Source organism: Psychrosphaera sp. B3R10 (genome assembly GCF_018861025.1).
In the GTDB taxonomy this organism is placed as follows: Bacteria; Pseudomonadota; Gammaproteobacteria; order Enterobacterales; family Alteromonadaceae; genus Psychrosphaera; species Psychrosphaera algicola.
In genome coordinates this window covers 44,657-65,041 of sequence record NZ_JAHKQH010000042.1, presented here as the reverse complement: position 1 = coordinate 65,041, position 20,385 = coordinate 44,657, and the positions used below count along the sequence as shown (strand labels likewise).

At 40.2% G+C, this 20,385-nt stretch carries 21 protein-coding genes; 4 read left to right on the top strand and 17 right to left on the bottom strand.

Annotation, left to right across the window (positions count from 1 at the left end; all coding sequences use genetic code 11):
• Positions 1 to 2 precede the first annotated feature (2 nt).
• Positions 3 to 1,016, bottom strand: a complete 1,014-nt coding sequence (locus KO525_RS15700; protein WP_215964788.1) for a nucleoid-associated protein — start codon at positions 1,014 to 1,016, stop codon at positions 3 to 5.
• 70 nt (positions 1,017 to 1,086) lie between these two features.
• Here KO525_RS15700 and KO525_RS15695 point away from each other — a divergent pair, with 70 nt between their 5' ends.
• Positions 1,087 to 1,311 (top strand): DUF1414 domain-containing protein, encoded by a 225-nt coding sequence (locus KO525_RS15695; protein ID WP_215964787.1) that lies wholly within the window; start codon positions 1,087 to 1,089, stop codon positions 1,309 to 1,311.
• A gap of 40 nt (positions 1,312 to 1,351) precedes the next feature.
• A complete protein-coding gene (locus tag KO525_RS15690) occupies positions 1,352 to 2,818 on the top strand; it encodes a DUF3413 domain-containing protein (protein WP_215964786.1) in 1,467 nt (488 codons plus the stop codon).
• A gap of 141 nt (positions 2,819 to 2,959) precedes the next feature.
• On the opposite strand, the gene KO525_RS15685 is transcribed toward KO525_RS15690, so the two are convergent.
• The 13 genes from KO525_RS15685 to yceD form a co-directional block, all read right to left on the bottom strand.
• Positions 2,960 to 3,286 carry a PilZ domain-containing protein gene (locus KO525_RS15685; RefSeq protein WP_215964785.1) on the bottom strand — a complete coding sequence of 109 codons (327 nt, stop codon included), beginning with the start codon at positions 3,284 to 3,286 and terminating at the stop codon, positions 2,960 to 2,962.
• 2 nt (positions 3,287 to 3,288) lie between these two features.
• Positions 3,289 to 4,155 carry a hypothetical protein gene (locus tag KO525_RS15680; protein WP_215964784.1) on the bottom strand — a complete coding sequence of 289 codons (867 nt, stop codon included), beginning with the start codon at positions 4,153 to 4,155 and terminating at the stop codon, positions 3,289 to 3,291.
• Positions 4,155 to 4,781 (bottom strand): dTMP kinase, encoded by a 627-nt coding sequence (gene tmk, locus KO525_RS15675; protein WP_215964934.1) that lies wholly within the window; start codon positions 4,779 to 4,781, stop codon positions 4,155 to 4,157. Before tmk ends, KO525_RS15680 begins: the two co-directional genes overlap by 1 nt.
• Positions 4,782 to 4,794: 13 nt before the next feature.
• Complete coding sequence (mltG, locus tag KO525_RS15670; RefSeq protein ID WP_252736580.1) at positions 4,795 to 5,778, bottom strand: endolytic transglycosylase MltG; 984 nt, start codon at positions 5,776 to 5,778, stop codon at positions 4,795 to 4,797.
• A 65-nt stretch (positions 5,779 to 5,843) separates the two neighbouring features.
• Complete coding sequence (pabC, locus tag KO525_RS15665) at positions 5,844 to 6,650, bottom strand: aminodeoxychorismate lyase (RefSeq protein ID WP_215964782.1); 807 nt, start codon at positions 6,648 to 6,650, stop codon at positions 5,844 to 5,846.
• A gap of 99 nt (positions 6,651 to 6,749) precedes the next feature.
• Entirely contained in the window at positions 6,750 to 7,988 is a 1,239-nt protein-coding gene (gene fabF, locus KO525_RS15660) for a beta-ketoacyl-ACP synthase II (protein WP_215964781.1), read from the bottom strand.
• Positions 7,989 to 8,115: 127 nt separating this feature from the next.
• The gene (acpP, locus tag KO525_RS15655; protein ID WP_215964780.1) at positions 8,116 to 8,349 is read right to left on the bottom strand and encodes an acyl carrier protein; all 234 of its coding nucleotides are present in this window, start codon (positions 8,347 to 8,349) and stop codon (positions 8,116 to 8,118) included.
• Positions 8,350 to 8,505: 156 nt separating this feature from the next.
• Positions 8,506 to 9,249 carry a 3-oxoacyl-ACP reductase FabG gene (fabG, locus tag KO525_RS15650; RefSeq protein WP_215964779.1) on the bottom strand — a complete coding sequence of 248 codons (744 nt, stop codon included), beginning with the start codon at positions 9,247 to 9,249 and terminating at the stop codon, positions 8,506 to 8,508.
• Positions 9,250 to 9,260: 11 nt separating this feature from the next.
• Positions 9,261 to 10,184 (bottom strand): ACP S-malonyltransferase, encoded by a 924-nt coding sequence (gene fabD / locus KO525_RS15645; protein WP_215964778.1) that lies wholly within the window; start codon positions 10,182 to 10,184, stop codon positions 9,261 to 9,263.
• A 13-nt stretch (positions 10,185 to 10,197) separates the two neighbouring features.
• On the bottom strand, positions 10,198 to 11,160 hold the full coding sequence (locus tag KO525_RS15640) for a beta-ketoacyl-ACP synthase III (RefSeq protein WP_215964777.1): 963 nt from the start codon (positions 11,158 to 11,160) through the stop codon (positions 10,198 to 10,200).
• 33 nt (positions 11,161 to 11,193) lie between these two features.
• Positions 11,194 to 12,222, bottom strand: coding sequence for a phosphate acyltransferase PlsX (gene plsX, locus KO525_RS15635; protein WP_215964933.1), 1,029 nt, complete (start codon positions 12,220 to 12,222; stop codon positions 11,194 to 11,196).
• A gap of 15 nt (positions 12,223 to 12,237) precedes the next feature.
• The gene (gene rpmF, locus KO525_RS15630; protein ID WP_215964776.1) at positions 12,238 to 12,402 is read right to left on the bottom strand and encodes a 50S ribosomal protein L32; all 165 of its coding nucleotides are present in this window, start codon (positions 12,400 to 12,402) and stop codon (positions 12,238 to 12,240) included.
• Positions 12,403 to 12,411: 9 nt separating this feature from the next.
• A complete protein-coding gene (gene yceD / locus KO525_RS15625; protein WP_215964775.1) occupies positions 12,412 to 12,945 on the bottom strand; it encodes a 23S rRNA accumulation protein YceD in 534 nt (177 codons plus the stop codon).
• Between the two features lie 125 nt (positions 12,946 to 13,070).
• Here yceD and KO525_RS15620 point away from each other — a divergent pair, with 125 nt between their 5' ends.
• Positions 13,071 to 13,679 carry a nucleoside triphosphate pyrophosphatase gene (locus KO525_RS15620; protein WP_215964774.1) on the top strand — a complete coding sequence of 203 codons (609 nt, stop codon included), beginning with the start codon at positions 13,071 to 13,073 and terminating at the stop codon, positions 13,677 to 13,679.
• Between the two features lie 191 nt (positions 13,680 to 13,870).
• On the opposite strand, the gene rluC is transcribed toward KO525_RS15620, so the two are convergent.
• Positions 13,871 to 14,839 carry a 23S rRNA pseudouridine(955/2504/2580) synthase RluC gene (gene rluC / locus KO525_RS15615; protein ID WP_215964773.1) on the bottom strand — a complete coding sequence of 323 codons (969 nt, stop codon included), beginning with the start codon at positions 14,837 to 14,839 and terminating at the stop codon, positions 13,871 to 13,873.
• A gap of 528 nt (positions 14,840 to 15,367) precedes the next feature.
• On the opposite strand from rluC, the gene rne reads away from it, so the two are divergent.
• Entirely contained in the window at positions 15,368 to 18,250 is a 2,883-nt protein-coding gene (gene rne, locus KO525_RS15610; protein WP_215964772.1) for a ribonuclease E, read from the top strand.
• A 435-nt stretch (positions 18,251 to 18,685) separates the two neighbouring features.
• On the opposite strand, the gene KO525_RS15605 is transcribed toward rne, so the two are convergent.
• Both KO525_RS15605 and KO525_RS15600 read right to left on the bottom strand, forming a co-directional pair.
• Entirely contained in the window at positions 18,686 to 18,889 is a 204-nt protein-coding gene (locus KO525_RS15605) for a hypothetical protein (protein WP_215964771.1), read from the bottom strand.
• Between the two features lie 366 nt (positions 18,890 to 19,255).
• Complete coding sequence (locus KO525_RS15600) at positions 19,256 to 20,380, bottom strand: PilT/PilU family type 4a pilus ATPase (RefSeq protein WP_215964770.1); 1,125 nt, start codon at positions 20,378 to 20,380, stop codon at positions 19,256 to 19,258.
• Between the last annotated feature and the right edge of the window lie 5 nt (positions 20,381 to 20,385).

Here is a 20,385-nt window from a genome sequence, read left to right as displayed (position 1 = left end):
TCTCACTCAAGTCCAAATTCGTTTAGTAAATGCGCTTTAAGAGACGCAGGAACTCCTTTAATCGTTAACGTATCGGTTTGCGGTTGATAGTTAACTCGGTCACCTAATAAGATGCGGTCAAAGGAAACGGACACACCACCACCGGCACCAGACAATTTAACCAGTTTCCGTACAGTACTTTTATCTAACGGTAAATTATCGTCAAATTTGTATTCTTTGGTTGCGACAAAATCATTAAATTCACTGTTACTTAGTGTCGATAATGTGTCGTTAAGTTCAGACATTTCTGCATCTTCGCCACTGGCAATACGTTCGTTACAATATTCGTATACTTTTTCACGGGTTTCGGCTTTTTCTTTTGGATCAAGTGACTCCGATGCCATAAAGTCATCAATCGCAGTAAGTAACTCTTTACTTTGTGCTTTAGCATTGACTGTTTCAGAGCAACCAAGTAAGTCCATAAAGAAGTCATTTACTTGACGACCGGCACGACCTTTTATAAATGAAATCGTTTTTAAGTCATCTTTTGCGTGCAACAAATTGCTTACATCAATACGAGCAGCGAGTTGTATTTTATTTAAATCCAGATGACGAGAGCGATTGATCCCAAATTCACTGTCTACTGAATAATGATCCGTCAAATTAACTACACCAACTAAAAAGTAACGACTTGCAACATATTCATAGTCGATTAACAACAAATATCCCGTCTCTTCAAATTCGTATTTTTCTAACTCAGCTTGGAATAATTGCAACGTATCTTTTGATAAATGATCAAAGGCTACGTCGTTAGCCAGATAGCTGTGCAAGCGTTGAGAAAACGCTGTGTTTTTTTCCTCATTGAACGCCGCAAAGCTTTTACTTGGCTTTGCGGTATAGATATTATGCAACTGTTCGACAAACGATTCTGATTTGCCGAGACTATTATCTGTCATTACCGCCCACTTCGTGGAAAAGTCGGTATTTTCTTTTTTTTCGTAAAATGCGATAGAAAATTGATTTACTTCTAAAGACATGATTTTTCCTAATCATTTTGTTGTGTTAGCATTGCTTTTTATCATCTTTGAACAAAGCACAGACTTTAATATGCCAATCATATCAAAATACTCAAACGAAGAGATTAATAATTTAGTAGAAGAATTATTATCTGTAATACAAACTCAAAAACCTTCTGTAGACTTGGCATTAATTGCTTTGGGCAACGCGGTTAGTAATGTCATCGACTCAAATGTGCCTGCAAAAGCAAAAGCGGATATCGCAAAAAGCTTTTCAGAGGCGCTACTTGCGTCGGTTGGCGGCAAACAGCACTAATACAAAAAGAAAGTTAACGAAACACTAATACGGTTGGGTTATGGTTATAAACCTTCAAGGGCAACACGACACTGAACGCTCGTTTAATTTACTGGCGTGGGGTCACTGGTTTACATTTGCTAATTTAATTTTAGCATTAGTCGTTTCGTTTTTTTATTTTTCTGGCTCCCCCCTACCAGAAACCTTCATTGGCTGGTTTTATTTACTGATCACTTGGGTGGGTCATTTTGCGTTTATATCGCTTAGTTGTTTTATTCTAACGATATTTCCAGTAATCACCTTGTTTCCTTATAAACGGCATATTCGTGGTGTTAGCGCGATTATGGCTGCGTTTTTTCAGCTTTTTTTATTTTTAGATGTCCTTGCCTATCGTGGTTTAGGTTATCATTTATCCACCAGTTCAGTTGACCAACTCAGTGAAGTAGAAGACGTTTATCTTGCTAGCTTAGGCGGCGGATATTGGGTGCTACTTTTAGTCATGTTTATCGGGATATTGTGTTACCAATTTTTAGTGAGTAACTTGACCTGGAAACGCATTAATCAACTGCAAAATTATAGATTTAAAAATCAAATCGCAACGGGCCTAGTGATTTGTTTTGGTTTGAGTCACGCCATGCATTTATGGGGTGATGCCACGGTAAATACCGATATCGCAAAACAAAGCGCAATGTTCCCAGCAAGTTACCCCCTTACAGCAAAAAGCTTGTTGGTTCGTCATGGCCTAATCGATATTAATGAATACAATCAAAACAAAAGTAAATTTGCGTTTGTTTCAAATCGGGAGTTTGAAATGCGCCCGACGATTGCGCCATCGTGTGACGTCACAGACAAACCTAACCTACACATTTATTTACTGGACGCGTCGATAGAACCAAAGGTTAAAAGTTGGTTACAGGCGAACAACATCGCTTCTAGTCACAGCCATCAGCTAAGTTTTAGCACCGACATGGATACCAACCTCTTTAATTTGAATACAGGCTTACCGGGTATTTACCGTTATGCCAATTCAGATACACCGCTTGAAATAAATAAACTGTTTGATCAGCAAAAACTGACCATTCAAATTCATCAACAAACCTTTGATATTGAACAAGACTTCGGAAAATTGTCAGACCACAGAGTATTTTTGTTTTACCAGTCTAAATCTGAGCAATTGTTTTATCGAACAACGGCAATATTTGTCGGTTTTGAATCATTTGGCGATGTCCCTATTAGCGCGCAAAACATTGTGGCGTCCTACATAGACAAAGGACTAAATTGTCCAGAATTTGTTCGTGACAACTTATTAGATTCAACATTAGAGGACGTCCAATTTACGGATGTAGCGAGTAATTATAGTGATGGTTATTTCCACTTAATTTATAAAGACAAATCCATGTTGTTTTCTAAAGGTCAGTTGGTTTCTAATAAAACGTTTTCAACCAATAAAAATGTCAACGAACCAATGGATATTGAAGCGGTACATAAAGCGATAGTGAAAATAAACGGACGACGTATTACAAAATAGCTAAGACTACTTAACACTCGCCATTTGAGAATAGTAATGGGACTGTTAATTAGCGGGTGTTTACGCGTTACAACATGCAAACACTTCACTCAATTCACAACTACTCGGGGCATAATTACTTTGTTCGTCGCTTATTTGTAGCTACATTGTATAAGTGGGCTCAGGCGAATTAAGCATTGGCCCTAATAGCTTTTCTATCTTTAACTGCATCTTATTGTCGTGATTATTAAGCGAACAGCCAACACCGGTTGGGTTTTCATTTTGAGCGCCCTGCGGGTTCATCCAAACTATCTGACTTGTAAACATTTCAGGTTCTAATGCGTCTGGTAAAGTAACGACCAAATTAACTTCATCCCCTATTTTAAAAGGCTGATTGCTCTTAACAAACAAGCCACCCCCTTTAATAAAAGGCATGTAGCTCTGAAACAATTCCTTTACGTCTTCTATTTCTATTGTCAGTCTGTTCATAGTTATCTAATCAAATATTCCAATTCTTGAATAAAAGTAATTAAGGCGACTTGTGCACCGAGGTTATGAAACTCTTTACGAGATAGTCGATATTGCGTTAATTTAGTATGCCCGTCAATTGCCTTTTGTCCGACATTTTTCAACATAAGTTGTCTAATTCTGCGTTCGATTAAATACAATAAAAACGTATTTAATTCAGCATGTTTCCCGGAGACTTCAACAAATTCATCTGCTGTTGCTTGTCCTTTAAGCCATCGAATAAAGGTTTGATACATCGCGGTAAAATGTTCGATATCGCCATCTTCACGCCAACGTTCTAACTTGCTTTCAACACCAGCGGCATAACCAACTACATAGTCTGGTATGTCGCTAAACTTGACTTTCAAATCAGTATTTTGATCAATATCAATGGCCCACACTTGGCAACGACTTAATATTGTCGCCACTTGATTATGTCTATTTTCGCTCATTAATAAAATGAAACTGTTGTCTGTTGGCTCTTCCAACGTTTTTAATACCGCGTTGGCCGCACTTTCAGTCATTTTATCAGCATTATAGATAAGTACGATTTGCCGACCTGCAATATGGGGTTTTTGTGAGAAAAACGTGGCGATAGACCTAACCTCATCCACACCAACACTTAACCCTTCTTGTCCAATTGACAAAAGATCTGGGTGGTTGTTGGCTGCAAACAGTTTACAACTTTGACATTGGCCGCAGGGCGTATCTGAGCTTAATGGCCGCTTTGAACAAAGCATTAAAGCAGTAAACTGTAAACAAGATTCAACAACCTTTGGTAAGTCGGCACCTTCAATAATATGGGCATGGGCCAATTGTTGCGGTTGCAGGGCAAGCTGCTTTAAATTCATCAGCTTAGACTCTTTAACCATGTCGACAACACGGCTTGTAGTTGCTGTTGAACGTCTTCAAGCGCTTTAGAGGCATCTACCGTGACTATTCGCGGATTAGTGTTCGCGTGATGTAAATAGACACTTCGAGTGCGGTCAAAAAACTCAATTTGCTCACGTTCAATCCTATCAAGGGCGCCACGTTCTGCTGCGCGACCGAGTCCAATGCGCGGATCTATGTCCATTAAAATTGTGAGATCAGGTTCAAAACCTTTTAATACTGCGTTTCGAATAGGTAAGATTAAGTCATCCGGAAGTTGTCTACCGCCGCCTTGATAAGCTAGTGATGACAAGTCGTGGCGGTCGCCAATTACCCACAGGCCTTTTGCTAACGCGGGTTTTATTACGTTCTCAATGAGCTGTATGCGACTGGCATACATCATTAACAATTCCGCTTCTGGGGTTAATAGTTCGTCAGTTTCAGCCTTAACAATTTCACGCATTTTCTCTGCTAGCGGGGTGCCACCAGGTTCGCGTGTATTAACAAAGTGAATACCTTGATCTAATAATTGTTGGCTAATTTGGCTAATTGCTGTTGATTTACCTGCGCCTTCAAGTCCTTCGATTACAATAAATTTCCCTGGAATAACTGATGACATATTAACTTCTCGTTTTTTCTAAATAGCGCTTTACAGCAAGGTTATGTTCTTTAAGTGTTTGACTAAACACATGGGCTCCATCGCCGGAGGAAACAAAATAAAAATAATCGGTGGCTGCCGGATCTAACGCAGCTTTAATCGATTCGGCACTTGGGTTTGCAATTGGTGTTGGCGGCAAACCATTAATTCGATAGGTATTATACGCTGTTTTTTGTTTTAAATGTCGACGAGTAATATCGCCTTTGTATTCGTCCCAAACACCATAAATAACAGTTGGGTCAGTCTGCAGTCGCATATTTTTTTCTAGTCGGTTAAAAAATACCGAAGCGATAATATCGCGTTCCGATTTTAACGCAGATTCTTTTTCGATTATTGATGCAAGAATTAACACCTCATAAGGTGTTGTAAGGATCTGTTGGTGATTATTTTCATTCCATAATCGAATCAAGGTTTGTTGTTGTTTTAATGCTGCTCGTTTTAATAACGCACTGGCCGTTGTACCTTTAGTATAAAAATACGTGTCTGGATACAAAAATCCTTCCGGGTGTGGCTCTGGTAAATCAAGCTTTTGAGCTAACGAATTAAGGTCAAGTGTTGATACATCATCTGTTAAGTATTCTTGAGCACCGACCTTATCTAGCACCTGATAAACATTCTCACCTTCCAAAATAATAAAACTGAACTGTGCTTCTTTGCCTGCAATAAACTGCTGAACTACAGCGTCGAAATGCTGCTCAAGCTCGATTTTATAAGTCCCGGATTTAACTTTGAGACCGGTTCCAAATAGCTTGTTCTCTAGTTTATGGCCAAAACAATCGGTAATTAACGTTTGTTTTACAAGGTTTTTACATACTTTACTGAAAGATTCACCTTTTTGGATTGTGAATAATATTGGTTGAGAATTTTGCAAACGTTGTTCTTTGGAGCTAATAACTCTTGAACTTAACACTAATAGTAAAATTGCGCACACTGCGACGACGAACATTAAGACTTTTATTGTTCTTGGGCGATGTTTAATTGTCAGTCGTTTAGATAAATTGGAGAACAAGGTCATATTGTAAACTTCTTAATAAAGGCCTGGGCAATCTCTAAGTCTAGTCGCCTACCAGCCAAATGGAGAACCGGTTGCAACTTAATTAACGCATTAGATAAAACTAGCGCGTCAGCATTCGCCAAAACGTCTTGGCCGAGTCTTTTTGTGATCTTTATACCTTGACGCTGCGCCAGCAGGTTTTCCCTTACCGTACCGGCTACGCCGCACAATTCGAGATCGGGGGTATACCACTTACCGTCTTCACACCAAAATACATTCGCTTTATTTGTTTCAATCAAATTACCGTCAATATCAACAACGAGCCCATCAAGACATTGAGTGCGTTCAAGTTCAACAGCAATCATCACTTGTTCAAGCCGATTGATGTGTTTAAGTCCGGCTAACATCCTATTATGACTTAGCGGAGTTTCTACTAGATCAAGATTATCCACAGGCTGTTGGAACGCCGAAAAATCTGCCATCGGCGTTAACCACACAAAAACCGTTGGCTTAGTTTCAGTCGTATTACCATAGCCCCGCACCGCTGAACCACGGTCAATTTGAATTTTAAGCACACCGCAAGGGGTGTTCTGGACTAACTCACTAATATTATGGATTAACTGAGTCCAGTTAAGTGCATTAAATTTAAGTCGTTGGTTTGCCTGTTGCAGTCGTTCAATATGCTGTTCAAGCATGGTAACAGAACCATTAACCACAGATGCAGTTGTAAAGTGGCCATCGCCGTACAAAAATGAACGTTGCTTAAACCAGTCGTCCGATAGGTCGACTTTATATCCGTCTGAATTAAAGCAAAAAAATGACATAAAAAAAGCCCAATAGATCCATTGGGCTTTTGTACCAAAATTTAGCGCAAAATTCACTAAACTCTGTATTTATTTAGTCGTTTTGTTAATACTTAGCGGTTACATCTTTTTGAAAAGCAATGAACCGTTTGTACCACCAAAACCAAAAGAGTTACATAACGCGTACTCAATTGCCGCATCGCGGGCTACGTGTGGAACATAATCTAAGTCACAATCAACATCTGGGTTATCCAAATTAATTGTTGGTGTTATTTTCTGCTCCAATAAACTCATTACTGTCACAATTGACTCAACAGCGCCTGCTGCACCTAATAGGTGTCCTATCATCGACTTAGACGAACTCACCATCACAGATGACGCACTTTTACCAAAGACACGTTTAACCGCTTGAGTCTCAGCTTTATCGCCTGCCGCTGTTGATGTACCGTGAGCATTAATATATCCCACTTGTTCAGCATTCACTTTTGCGTCGTTTAGTGCATTTTCCATTGCACGACCTGCGCCTTCACCGTTTTCAGGCGGTGACGTCATATGATAAGCATCACCGCTCATGCCAAATCCGACTAATTCTGCATAAATCTTAGCACCACGGGCTTTTGCGTGTTCGTATTCTTCAACAACCATAATCCCGGCACCATCTCCAAGCATAAATCCATCACGGTCTTTATCCCAAGGACGGCTAGCCTTTGATGGATCGTCATTGCGTGTTGATAACGCACGAGCCGCACCAAATCCGCCAATGCCCATTTCAGTAGAAGCTTTTTCTGCCCCACCGGCTACCATCACATCCGCATCGCCGTAGGCAATCATTCGGGCTGCATGGCCGATGTTATGTACACCAGAGGTACATGCGGTCGTAATGGAGATATTAGGACCTTTAAGTCCGTACATAATCGACAAATGACCAGCAATCATATTAATAATGGTCGATGGCACAAAAAATGGAGATAGTTTACGTGGTCCTGAAGCAAGCATTTTAGTATGATTTTCTTCAATAAGACCTAAGCCACCAATTCCAGAACCAATTGCAGCACCTATGCGGTGTGCGTTTTGTTCTGTAATTTCAATACCCGAATCTTTTATTGCTTGCTGTGCAGCAATGATCCCGTACTGAATAAAAAGGTCCATTTTTTTAGCTTCTTTACGCGGAATAAAATCCGTCGTTTCTAAGCCTTTAACCATGGCGGCAAATTTAGTACCGTAATTAGTCGTATCAAAGTGATCGATAAACTGCGCGCCACTTTTACCCGCTAACATACTATTCCAGGATGTTGCCACATCATTACCTAATGGTGACAACATGCCCATACCCGTTATAACTATCCTACGTTTCGTCACGTTCTTTCTCCGGAAACTGCCAAGAATATTGATTCTGATTGTATTCTAAGTTTAAAACTCAAGCGGAATTTATATTGAGGCGAAAAAAAGGGCAGCGTGTGCTGCCCAATTTCAAATACAAAATCGATTATTCAGCGTGTGCTTTGATATAGTCAATTGCAGATTGAACAGTTGTGATTTTCTCTGCTTCTTCGTCTGGGATCTCTGTGTCGAATTCTTCTTCAAGAGCCATAACCAACTCAACAGTATCTAGAGAATCAGCGCCAAGATCATCTACGAAAGAAGACTCAGATTTAACTTCTTCTTCTTTAACACCTAATTGCTCAATAACGATCTTTGCTACGCGATCTTCAATACTCATTTTTATTTTCCTTATCATTTTATAAGATAATGTTTGAATGCGCGTAGTTTAAAAGAATGACTACGTCGTATTCAAGTTATAATTTTATTTATTGCGGTGGTCAAACCTGATGACAGTTTCGACCCTTTTGCTATCAAAATCAAACAATTTCAATAGCTATACCATATACATGCCACCATTTACGTGGATTGTTTCACCCGTAATGTAGCCAGATTCACTGCTTGCAAGGAATGCAACCGTCGCCGCAATTTCTTTCGGATCACCTAACCTGTCGGCTGGAACCTGATCTGAAATCGCTTTTCTTTGGTCATCTCCCAACGCTTTAGTCATATCTGTATCGATAAAACCAGGTGCAATTACGTTAACCGTAATGCCACGTGAGGCAACTTCTCGCGCCAATGACTTAGAAAAACCAATAACACCCGCTTTCGCTGCTGCATAATTAGCCTGACCGCCATTCCCCATAGTACCAACGACAGAGCCGATATTAATGATACGACCATGACGTTTTTTCATCATAGGACGTAATACCGCTTTCGACAAACGGAAGATTGAGGTCAAATTGGTTTGAATAATTTCATCCCATTCAGACTCTTTCATGCGCATCAAAAGATTGTCGCGGGTAATACCAGCATTATTCACTAATACGTCAACGTCACCCATATCAGCTTTAATTGCTGCTAACGTTTCGTTAACTGAATCGATATCCGTTACATTTAACGCGTAACCTTTACCATTTTCACCCAAATATTCTGAGATATTCGCTGCACCACTTTCTGATGTAGCCGTACCTGCAACTTTCGCACCTTGGGCAACAAGTTGCTCTGCAACTGCTTTACCAATACCACGAGACGCGCCGGTAACTAATACCACTTTGCCTTCTAAACTAAATAAAGACATCTATATCCCTCTTATTTAACTATTGCCAACAAGCTATCGCTGTCTGAAACAGACACACAACTTACTGACTTATCGATACGTTTTGCTAGACCAGAAAGTACTTTCCCTGGGCCAAATTCAAAGCTGTCTGTGATCCCTTCAGCTGCAAAAAACTGAATGGTTTCTGTCCAACGTACAGGACTATATAACTGCTTAATTAATGCTTGTTTTATCGCTTCTGGGTCAGATTCAACTTTGACATCAACATTATTAACCACCGAAATTTCAGGTGTATTAAATTCTAAATTAACCAAATCCGCTGCCAACATATCAGCCGCAGGTTTCATAAGTGCACAATGAGACGGTACAGAAACTGGTAATGGCAAGGCACGTTTAGCGCCTGCTTCTTTACACAATTCCATTGCACGTTCAACGGCAGCTTTATTGCCCGCGATTACAATTTGACCTGGTGAATTGAAGTTCACCGGTGAAACGACTTCACCCTGAGCGGCTTCACTACAGGCCTTAGCAATTAAATCGTCAGCCAAACCTATAATGGCGGCCATTGCTCCGGTTCCTGCGGGAACCGCCTGTTGCATATATTGACCACGCTTCTCAACAAGTTTAACGGCATCTTCAAGACTTAGTACCCCAGCGCAAACTAAAGCTGAGTACTCACCTAAACTGTGGCCTGCTAAATAACGAGGAACAGAACCGCCTTCAGCAACGTAAGCACGCCAAACCGCAACTGACGCTGTTAATAAAGCTGGCTGAGTAAATTCGGTTTGGCTAAGTTTACCTTCAGCATCGTCTTTAACTAACGCCCATAAATCGTAACCAAGGGCATCTGATGCTTGATTAAACGTTGATTGTACAACATCAAACTTGTCATAGAGGTCTGCTAACATGCCTACAGACTGTGAACCCTGACCAGGGAAAATGATTGCTTTTGTCATCTAAATCTCTTTCTTAATATTTAATCAGTGCTGATGCCCAGGTGAATCCACCACCAAATGCATTAAACATTAGGTTGTGTCCACGTTGAATTCGGCCATCGCGAATTGCTTCATCTAGCGCGGTTGGTACAGTTGCGGCTGATGTATTGCCGTAACGGTCTAAGTTGATAACAACCTGATCCATTGACATATCGAGCTTTTTGGCTACCGCAGAAATAATTCTTAAGTTCGCTTGATGAGGCACTAACCAGTCAATTTGTGACTTATCAATACCATTGTGTTCAAGCGTTTCGTCTACGACTTCTGTTAATTTTGAAACCGCAACTTTAAATACTTTATTGCCTTCCATAGAACCCCAGTTCGTATGAACTGATGCTTCATCACCACGTGTCGGAATTCCAACTTGGAGTAATTCTGTGTAGTTGCCGTCTGAATGGATGTGTGTGGACAACACGCCAGGCTCTTCTGATGCTTCAACAATAACAGCTCCAGCAGCATCACCAAACAAAATGACCATTGAACGGTCTTCAGGACTCATTAATCGACTTAAACAATCAGCGCCAATGACTAAGGCTTTTTTTGCTTGCCCAGTTTTAACATAGGCATCTGCCACGCTAAGTGCATAAACAAAACCGGAACAGGCTGCTGATACATCCATAGCTGGAACACCTGACTTTAGACCTAAATCTCGTTGCACTTCACATGCAGCACTTGGCAACGAGCGGTAATGACTCGTAGTACCAACAATAACAAAATCTATTTCATCAGCGTCTATACCAGCCGCTTCAATCGCCTTTTTAGACGCTTCAACAGCCATTGATGCCAATGTTTCACCTTCACCAATGATGCGGCGTTCTTTCATGCCAGTACGCTCTTGGATCCACTCATCACTAGTGTCGACCATTTTTTCTAAATCTGAATTGGTACGTATATGAGGCGGGAAATAACTACCTGTGCCTATAATTCTTGAAAACATGAATCCTCTCAATGTCGCTAAGACTTTTTGTTATTATTCCTCGTCTTTGAGGACCTGTTCCACTCTATCTTTAATTTTATGTGGAACTTGACGCTGCGCTTCTTTTACCGCTTCTTTAATCGCGCTATAAAAAGCTTTAGCAGACGCATTACCATGGCTCTTAACCACAATTCCGCGCAATCCTACCAGACTCGCACCGTTGTAGTGGTCGGGGTTCATCTTTGAAAACAGTTTTCTGATCCCTGGCATTAAGATACCAATCATTATTTTGGTAAACAAAGACTTTTCACTTAAGGCTCTAAGCTTAGATATAATAAGCTTTGCGACGCCTTCAATGGTTTTTAATGCCACATTGCCGACAAAACCGTCACAGACAATAACATCGGCTTTTCCTGAAAAAATATCGTTACCTTCAGCAAATCCAACATAATTAATGTGTTTGCATTTGGACAACATTTCTGCAGCTTGCTTTAAATGGTCACTGCCTTTGATCTCTTCTTCACCAACGTTTAGCAAGGCTACCCTAGGGTTTTCAATACCTTCAACTTCGTTTGCCATCACAGAACCCATTACGGCAAACTGAAACAAGGTCTCTGGGCATTGGTGTATGTTTGCACCTAAATCCAGCAAATAGACTTTTTCGTTTTCATAAGTAGGTAGTGAACTAATTAACGCGGGACGTTTGATTAACGGCAACGTTTTTAGTACATATCGCGCCATCGCCAATAAGGCACCGGTATTTCCGGCGGAAACGCAGGCATCCGCTTGGTCTTGCTCAACAAGATCGAGGGCTTTGCGCATTGATGAACGATTTTTACGACGTAAAGCAATATCAGGTCGTTCATCTTGATTAACAACTTGTTCCGTATGGACAACTGTCAAGCGAGGATGATTTAACGCATTATGCTTATTTAAAAACGTGTGAATACTTTGCGAATGACCACAAAGATATAGATGTAAATAGGGGTATTTTTCAACAGCGCGTATGGCTGCTGGAATAGTAGCTCGGGGGCCATAATCGCCCCCCATCATATCTAGCGCGATGCGAATATCACGCATAATTAAGTCTACTTTCGCTTACTTAATTTTACGGCCTTTGAAATAGCCGTCTGCAGTCATATGATGACGACGGTGAGTTTCACCAGTCGTTTGATCTACAGAAAGATTCTCTGCAGTTAATGCATCATGTGAACGACGCATGCCACGTCTAGCACGGGATTTCTTACTTTTTTGAACTGCCATTGCCGTCTCCTAGTTCTTAAGTTTTTTCAATACATCAAACGGATTCGATTTTTTCTCTTCCGTCGCTTCTGGCGCCAATTCACCAAATGTCATGTCAGTCTCTTTGAGTTGACAATCTTTTAGCTCATGCATTGCTACAATAGGTAGCGCCAACATTAATTCGTCTTCGATTAATTCAACGAGGCTGACCTCACCAAATTCATTTAGTTCGATTTCTTCGTACGCATCTGGTATCCGTTCGTCACTCTCTTCAGCCGACACATTTACCGGAGTAAATGCGAACTCTGTAGAAATGTGGGTTTTTAAACCCGTTCCACATCGTTGACATACTAATTCTAAATTAGCAGCCGCGTTGCCTTTAATCACAACTAAATTCTGGGCATCAATACCACATTCAATAGTCACGTTTATGTGATCGTCTAAAACAGTTGCCACTTCTTTAATACGAACAAACTCACTCTTAACGATAATACCGTCATAAGTCATTCGTTTAAGCGCAGCTCTTGCTGGTGCGATCGAGATAGGAATTTTTACCATTTGCATAGGGCGCGCATAATATAGTTAGTGTTCTCTATAGTCAAAAGAAAATAGTACGAAACACGAAAAAAAGCTAAACTCCGGACATAATCCACTATTAATTAACAAATTGCTAATTTTCTGAGCAAAACATGACTAAAATTAAAACACCCACAATAGTACTTGGTTCAACATCGCCATTTCGCAAACAGATTCTCGATAAACTTAATATCAAATTTGTTACGGATAAACCAGAAGTAGATGAAACACCTCTATTAAACGAAACACCACAGCAGCTTGTTGAACGTTTAGCGATTTTAAAAGCGAATGCTGTTGCAGTACGTCATGAAGATGCCCTTATTATTGGTTCAGATCAAGTTGCGGTTTTCGATAATCGTATTTTAGGAAAGCCACATACCCACGAAAATGCCGTCAAGCAGCTTTCAGAGTTCTCTGGTAATAAAGTCACCTTTTTAACGGGTTTAGCGGTTACGTGCTCTGCTACTGGCAAAACAACGGCTATTGTAGAACCATTTGAAGTTCATTTTAAAGCGTTGAGTCGTGATCAAATAGAAAACTACCTGCTTGCAGAAAAACCATATAATTGTGCAGGCAGTTTTAAAAGTGAAGCATTGGGCATTTGCTTATTTGAAAAACTGGTTGGCGACGATCCAAATACATTAATTGGGCTACCTTTAATTAAATTAACTGAAATATTGTCGCAGTTTGGATTTCATGTATTAGAACAACAAGCCACATAAAATCACAAAAGCCACATTCAATAAATGAAGATGTGGCTTTTTAATGGCTATTCTTTTTAATTACGTTATCGCAATCGCCAAACGAAATAATTCAATTGTTATACCCATTAAACTTTACTTCTATTAGCACTTTCATCATATCGTTTTTGAACCGCGTTTGTATTAGCTACTCAACTGGTTTATAGCGCTGGTTAATCCGACTTAATCCTAAACGCTTCAATTGCATTTAGTAGAGCAGGTTCCAATTCGGCTTCAAATCGCACAGTGGTTTCAGACACAGGGTGGTAAAACGAAATTTCCTTGGCATGTAAAAATAATCGTTTTAACCCCAGTGAATTCGCTCGAGCCGCAAATGCTTTGTCACCATATTTATCGTCACACGCAATAGCATGACCTTTACACGCGGTATGCACTCGAATTTGATGAGTACGACCGGTTTGCGGTCTTGCTTCTATCAATGTTGCGCCGTCGAGCGGTTCGACAACATCAAACATAGTGCATGAGCTTTTGCCTTGTTCTCTATCAACAACAACGATGCGCTCACCAGATTTTGTATTGATTTTTAACAGGGGCTCTTGCACTGAACGTACTGACTTATCCCATTCGCCTTCAACCAATGCCCAGTAGATTTTGTTCATCGACTTACTTCTTAGTTGCTCATGTAGCGCCACTAAAGTAGAACGTTTTTTAGCAATCAATAAAATACCTGACGTGTCGCGATCTAATCGATGCACAAGTTCAAGCATCTTTTCTTTAGGTCTAAGTGCACGCAACCCTTCGATAACCCCAAAACTTAATCCGCTCCCCCCGTGAACAGCAATGCCAGATGGCTTATTTAATACGATAAGAGATTTGTCTTCATAAATGATCGCTTGTTCCAATTTTTGTACAGATTTCAGACCACTAGATATATTTGACTCTTGGTCACTTTTTACTCTAACGGGGGGGATTCGGACAACATCGCCATTTAACAATTTGTATGTCTGTTTAATACGGCCCTTGTTAACTCGAACTTCGCCTTTTCGCAAAATTCGGTAAATAACTGATTTAGGAACCCCTTTCAATTTGGTAATGAGAAAGTTGTCTATTCGTTGCCCTTCATGAACCTCGTCAATTTCGACAAATTGAACTTTCGGGAATTCTGTGGTTTGTTCGGTCATAAAAACGTCATTACCTGTCATTTTTTCAACAATTATATGAAAAACTGCTTTAATTATGTTGCTATATCTGGCAATGCGACTGATAATGGCCGCGCTCAGTTGAGCAACTGATTGAACTGCCTCACTCAATGGACGTAAGAGTCATGTAACGGAGCAGGGTTTGAGAACTCGATAATATCAGAAAACTTCCACAGCGCACATCTATAATCGGTGCCAGGAACATAATCTCAAACCTCCACGCCACTTAAGTACGGTAATGCGTGTAACATATTACCCTCTTCTTTAACCGTTCAGACCTGTCAACTAAAAGAGGCGTTAATTTAACCAGTGCCACGTATTCCAAAAGCATTTTTAGCAATTGGCACATGAAGTATTCTGACAAATAGAATTTGAAACCCTTGATTACAATCGAGACGATTGAAATGAAGCAATAACTAGTTGAGAAACTATACAGCGCCTAGGTGTGTTCAATAGTGCAGGTAAAAATGTGTGAAACGTGGCCCTAAAAAATAAAGAGCTACTATATATATGAAACGCATGTTAATTAATGCCACGCAACAAGAAGAAATGCGTGTCGCGTTGGTTGATGGTCAGCGTTTGTATGACCTTGACATCGAAAGTCCAGGTCATGAACAAAAGAAGGCCAACATCTACAAAGGAACTATCACTCGAGTTGAACCGAGCCTAGAGGCGGCATTTGTCGACTATGGTGCGGATAGACACGGATTCTTACCTCTCAAAGAAATTGCCCGCAATTACTTCCCTGACGATTATAAATTTCAAGGCCGACCTAACATCAAAGAAGTGGTGAAAGAAGGTCAAGAAGTTATCATTCAGATTGAAAAAGAAGAACGCGGTCAAAAAGGCGCAGCCCTTACGACGTTTATCTCTGTAGCTGGAAGCTATTTGGTATTAATGCCAAATAACCCACGTGCAGGCGGTATTTCACGTCGTATCGAAGGTGACGAACGCACACAACTTAAAACAGCGCTAAACAAATTAGAATTGCCTAAAGGCATGGGTCTAATTGTTCGTACTGCTGGTGTTGGTAAATCGTATGAAGAACTTGAATACGACTTACGTGCACTACTATTACATTGGGATAAAATCCAACAAGCTGCTGGCGGTCGCCCTGCTCCATTCCTAATTCACCAAGAAAGTAACGTCGTATTCCGTGCGATACGTGACTATCTTAAGCGTGATGTAGGCGAGATTCTAATCGACAGCCAAAACGTATTTAATGAAGCAAAAGGTCATATCGAACTATTTAGACCTGACTTTGTTGAACGCGTTAAGCTTTATAAAGGCGACGTACCTTTATTTACTCATTACCAAATTGAGTCGCAAATTGAATCGGCATTCCAACGTGAAGTTCGTCTTCCGTCTGGTGGCTCAATTGTTATCGACCCAACTGAAGCCCTAGTATCAATTGATATTAACTCTTCAAAAGCAACTAAAGGTGGCGACATCGAAGAAACGGCCCTAAATACTAATTTAGAAGCCGCTGAAGAAGTTGCCCGTCAACTGCGCCTTAGAGATTTAGGTGGTTTGTTGGTTATTGACTTTATTGACATGACACCACCAAAACATCAACGCGAAGTTGAAAACCGTCTAAAAGACAGCGTTAAACAAGACCGTGCACGCGTGCAAATTGGTAAAATCAGTCGTTTTGGTTTGCTTGAAATGTCACGTCAACGTTTACGTCCTTCATTAGGTGATGCAAGCCAACATACTTGCCCTCGTTGTGATGGCCAAGGCACAATCCGTAGTAATGAGTCTTTAGCACTTTCTATTCTTCGTATTATTGAAGAAGAGGCTATTAAAGAAAATACAGCTCAAATTCAAGCGCAAGTGCCTGTTCCTGTATCGTCTTATTTGTTAAATGAGAAACGTGACTCTATTCGCCACATCGAAATTAACAATAAAGTTAACGTAATGATCATCCCTAACATCCATATGGATACACCACATTATGATGTTGTGCGTGTTCGTATTGATGAAGACATTGCTGACTCAAGCTTTAAACTTGTGACCAAACCTGAAACTGCAGAATCAACTCAAGAAATCGTTATTCCGATGAAAAAAGAGATTGAACAACCGGTATTAAAAGGTTTTGCAGCACCTGTTGCTCCGGCGCCGACTGCGGCTCCAGCAAAAGCAGCAGAACAGGCTAAGCCAGCTGGTCCAAGCTTATTTAGTAAACTTGTTAAGTTTGTTACTGACTTATTCAAATCTGAAGAAGAAACGACTAAGAAGACGCAAAATAAATCACGTAATACCAACAATGGGCCACGTGAAGACAATCGTCGTAATAACAATAAAAATCGCAGTCGCAATCGCAACCAAAATGCTGATGGCAACCGTAATCGTAATCGTAACAACAAACGCGATAACGAAGACCGCGATGACAAACGTGCAGAACAACCGCGTGGTAGAAAACCACAGGAACGCACGAATAAGCCTAAGAATGACAATCGTCAAAAGAATGCGCCTCGTACTAATGAAAACGAAGATGCAACGACAACCAAAACAGCAGCGCCTGCTCCTAAGAAAGAAGAGAAGCTCGCTGAACGTCGTCAGCGTCGTAACAATCGTAAGCGTGTTCGAGTTCAAAAAGACGACTCGGCAGTAGCGGCGAAACAAAACGTTAAACCTAAAGTTCAAAACGAACAAAAGGCGACCAACGTAGCAGAGCCTGCTAAAACTGAAGTTGCTAAAACTGAAGTTGCTAAAACTGACGTTGCTAAAAAAGCACCGACAAAACAGCCAGAAGCAGCTAAACCAGTTGTAGAAAAAGCGGTTGTTAAAGTGACGGGTTTAGATAGGTTTAAACGCCCACTAAGAACAGATAAAGTCTTTGTTACTAAAGCACAACGTTTATTGATTAAACAACTCGCATCTGTCAAAACAGCTGCTGAAGTTGAAAGTCGTTATCCTGAGTCTGATGCAACATTTGATCAAACGCATGAACATTTGACACCGGCTGCCAAAACGATTGAAGAAGTTCAAAGCGTCGATGCTCCGGTATCTGTCCCTGAAGCTGAAGCGGCTCCTGAGGTGAAAACTGACGTTGTCGATACGCCTAAAGCTGAAGTAGAACAAGTTGAAGCACCAATTACGGAAGAGCCTAAACCGGCTGAAGAAGTAAAAGAACCTGCTAAAACCGAATTGAAAGCTGAAGTTGTAAAAGCTGAGACTAAGGTCGAAACTGAAATTGTTAAACCAAAATCAGCAACGATTGGCTTCGCTAGCGCGCCGATGACAAAACCAACGCCTGTAGTAGCAGGTACTGGTGAAAGTTTAGTGGCTATGGCTATCGAGTCACGTCCTGCAATTACGGTATCAGGCCGCTCTGCTGGTGCATCTAATGCAACCAACAGTGCAACATCTGAAGCGACTAAAACACTTTAACGTTAAGTCGTTTAAAAAACCGCTCTGATGAGCGGTTTTTTTATGTCCAAAATTTGGGCTTTAATATTGACAAAATATGCCATCCCCACGCAACTACGACTTCCTTAGCTTTACCCATGAACATTTTAAATCAAGAATAAAAAAGTCATTCCTTAACTTGTAATAGCACCTAGCCACCGTGATATTTGGGATTTCTATCGGGTGTGGATGATTAAGTTAAGTTTATTTGTGATGAGTTACTTGTGGTGAGTTACTTTTGATGAGTTACTAAGTTAACAACTAAACACCAAATTTAAGACGAAAAAAAACCGTTTAACTAAACGGTTCTTTAATAATTCTTTATGTAAATCAGGATAAAACTAACGCGGATAAAAACTCAGCCATTGTGCATTTTGGAACCATATAATATATGGAAATGCTAATAAACTGGTGTAATTATTCAGCGTTTTCGTTAACTGATGTTTGTTTGTCAAGTTTAGCTGCAAATACAGGTTTTACTTGGTGTTCAAAATTAATCAAGCTAAGTTCTGATTGTAAAGAGTTTTGAATTTCAACTTTGATAATATTTTTATCAATTGCCGCTGCATCTACTGGAGTTGCTGTGATCAATAATGTTGTTGCGAGTTCTGCGAAAGTCATAATTGCTATCCTTTAAAAATAAATTAATGATTGAGTTTATGCTCTAAATTAATAGAGTGTATATTCTAATCAATTTTTAGAATAAAAGCACTAATATATTGTGTTTATTTTACACTTTTAGTTATAAGCTAATTTAATGACCTATCGATTGCATTTATCACAGCAATTTACGTTTTCACAATGTTCTAGCTAAGCGTCTATGGCCTAGAGAGTCACATCAAACTAGGTTCCATTTAGCACTCATCGGATTTTGTTTCGAAGTTAAGAGGGATAATAATGCTTGAAGTTCGATTAGAATAACTATGCCGACTGTGCGTCGGCATAGTAAATAAAACTAAATTACAATTGTGAATGACAAGGCTATTTCTATTCGTCTTTCTCTAAGCCGTCAACAGTCACACCTTGAAGAAAACCAGAACCCGTCTGCTCATTGTTTCTCAATTTAATCATCAATCGTAAATCATTTGGCGAATCTGCATGATGCAAGGCGTCTGCATAACTGATCCGAGATTGCTGATACAATTCAAACAATGCCTGATCAAAAGTTTGCATTCCCATTTCTTTGGATTTGGCCATTACCTCTTTAAGTCCAGAAATATCACCTTTCTTAATCAACTCAGCAACCATAGGAGAGTTTAGTAGTACTTCTATGGCTGCCACACGCCCTAACCCATCAGATGTCTGAATAAGTTGTTGGGCGACGATTGCTCTTAAGTTCAAGGCCAAATCGTATTTAAGTTTGTCGTGTTTTTCTTTTGGCACTAAATGCATAATTCGGTCAATTGCTTGGTTCGCATTGTTTGCGTGTAATGTGGCTACACATAAATGACCTGTTTCAGCAAAAGACAGTGCATATTCCATAATATCTTGGGAACGAATTTCACCAATTAGGATCACATCAGGTGCTTGTCGCAACGAACTTTTCAGTGCAGATTCAAACGATGGTGTATCAATACCAACTTCGCGTTGGGTAACGATGCATTTTTTATGATCATGAACAAATTCGATTGGGTCTTCAATGGTTAAAATATGCCCTTTTGAATTACGGTTTCGATAGCCTAACAACGCGGCAAGACTTGTTGATTTACCTGTGCCAGTGCCGCCGACAAATAACAATAACCCACGTTTAGCCATGATCATGTCTTTAAGGATTGGTGGTAAGCCTAACTCATCCACATCAGGTATTTTGGTTACGATGCGTCTTACAACCATACCAACTTGATCGCGCTGCCAAAACGCCGAAATACGGAATCGACCGACATCATTCGCCACCGCGAAATTGCATTCTTTAGTTGTTTCAAACTCAGTTTGTTGCTTGCTACTCATGCAACTAAAAACAAGTTCCTGAGCTTCGTCTTTTGACAAAGGCTCACTTTCAAGTGGTGTTAATTCGCCATTAATCTTCGCACTTATTGGCAAACCTACCGTGATGAAAAGGTCTGACGCTTTTTGCATCGCCATCTTTTCAAAAATTTTATCTATAGAATCCATATAAT

What these genes read in the sequence shown, in the direction of transcription:
- KO525_RS15700 (WP_215964788.1), bottom strand. Translation starts at nt 1,016, where the DNA reads ATGTCTTTAGAAGTAAATCAATTTTCTATCGCATTTTACGAAAAAAAA.
- KO525_RS15695 (WP_215964787.1), top strand. Translation starts at nt 1,087, where the DNA reads ATGCCAATCATATCAAAATACTCAAACGAAGAGATTAATAATTTAGTA.
- KO525_RS15690 (WP_215964786.1), top strand. Translation starts at nt 1,352, where the DNA reads ATGGTTATAAACCTTCAAGGGCAACACGACACTGAACGCTCGTTTAAT.
- KO525_RS15685 (WP_215964785.1), bottom strand. Translation starts at nt 3,286, where the DNA reads ATGAACAGACTGACAATAGAAATAGAAGACGTAAAGGAATTGTTTCAG.
- KO525_RS15680 (WP_215964784.1), bottom strand. Translation starts at nt 4,155, where the DNA reads ATGAATTTAAAGCAGCTTGCCCTGCAACCGCAACAATTGGCCCATGCC.
- mltG (WP_252736580.1), bottom strand. Translation starts at nt 5,778, where the DNA reads ATGTTCGTCGTCGCAGTGTGCGCAATTTTACTATTAGTGTTAAGTTCA.
- pabC (WP_215964782.1), bottom strand. Translation starts at nt 6,650, where the DNA reads ATGTCATTTTTTTGCTTTAATTCAGACGGATATAAAGTCGACCTATCG.
- acpP (WP_215964780.1), bottom strand. Translation starts at nt 8,349, where the DNA reads ATGAGTATTGAAGATCGCGTAGCAAAGATCGTTATTGAGCAATTAGGT.
- fabG (WP_215964779.1), bottom strand. Translation starts at nt 9,249, where the DNA reads ATGTCTTTATTTAGTTTAGAAGGCAAAGTGGTATTAGTTACCGGCGCG.
- fabD (WP_215964778.1), bottom strand. Translation starts at nt 10,184, where the DNA reads ATGACAAAAGCAATCATTTTCCCTGGTCAGGGTTCACAGTCTGTAGGC.
- KO525_RS15640 (WP_215964777.1), bottom strand. Translation starts at nt 11,160, where the DNA reads ATGTTTTCAAGAATTATAGGCACAGGTAGTTATTTCCCGCCTCATATA.
- rpmF (WP_215964776.1), bottom strand. Translation starts at nt 12,402, where the DNA reads ATGGCAGTTCAAAAAAGTAAGAAATCCCGTGCTAGACGTGGCATGCGT.
- yceD (WP_215964775.1), bottom strand. Translation starts at nt 12,945, where the DNA reads ATGCAAATGGTAAAAATTCCTATCTCGATCGCACCAGCAAGAGCTGCG.
- KO525_RS15620 (WP_215964774.1), top strand. Translation starts at nt 13,071, where the DNA reads ATGACTAAAATTAAAACACCCACAATAGTACTTGGTTCAACATCGCCA.
- rluC (WP_215964773.1), bottom strand. Translation starts at nt 14,839, where the DNA reads ATGACCGAACAAACCACAGAATTCCCGAAAGTTCAATTTGTCGAAATT.
- rne (WP_215964772.1), top strand. Translation starts at nt 15,368, where the DNA reads ATGAAACGCATGTTAATTAATGCCACGCAACAAGAAGAAATGCGTGTC.
- KO525_RS15605 (WP_215964771.1), bottom strand. Translation starts at nt 18,889, where the DNA reads ATGACTTTCGCAGAACTCGCAACAACATTATTGATCACAGCAACTCCA.
- KO525_RS15600 (WP_215964770.1), bottom strand. Translation starts at nt 20,380, where the DNA reads ATGGATTCTATAGATAAAATTTTTGAAAAGATGGCGATGCAAAAAGCG.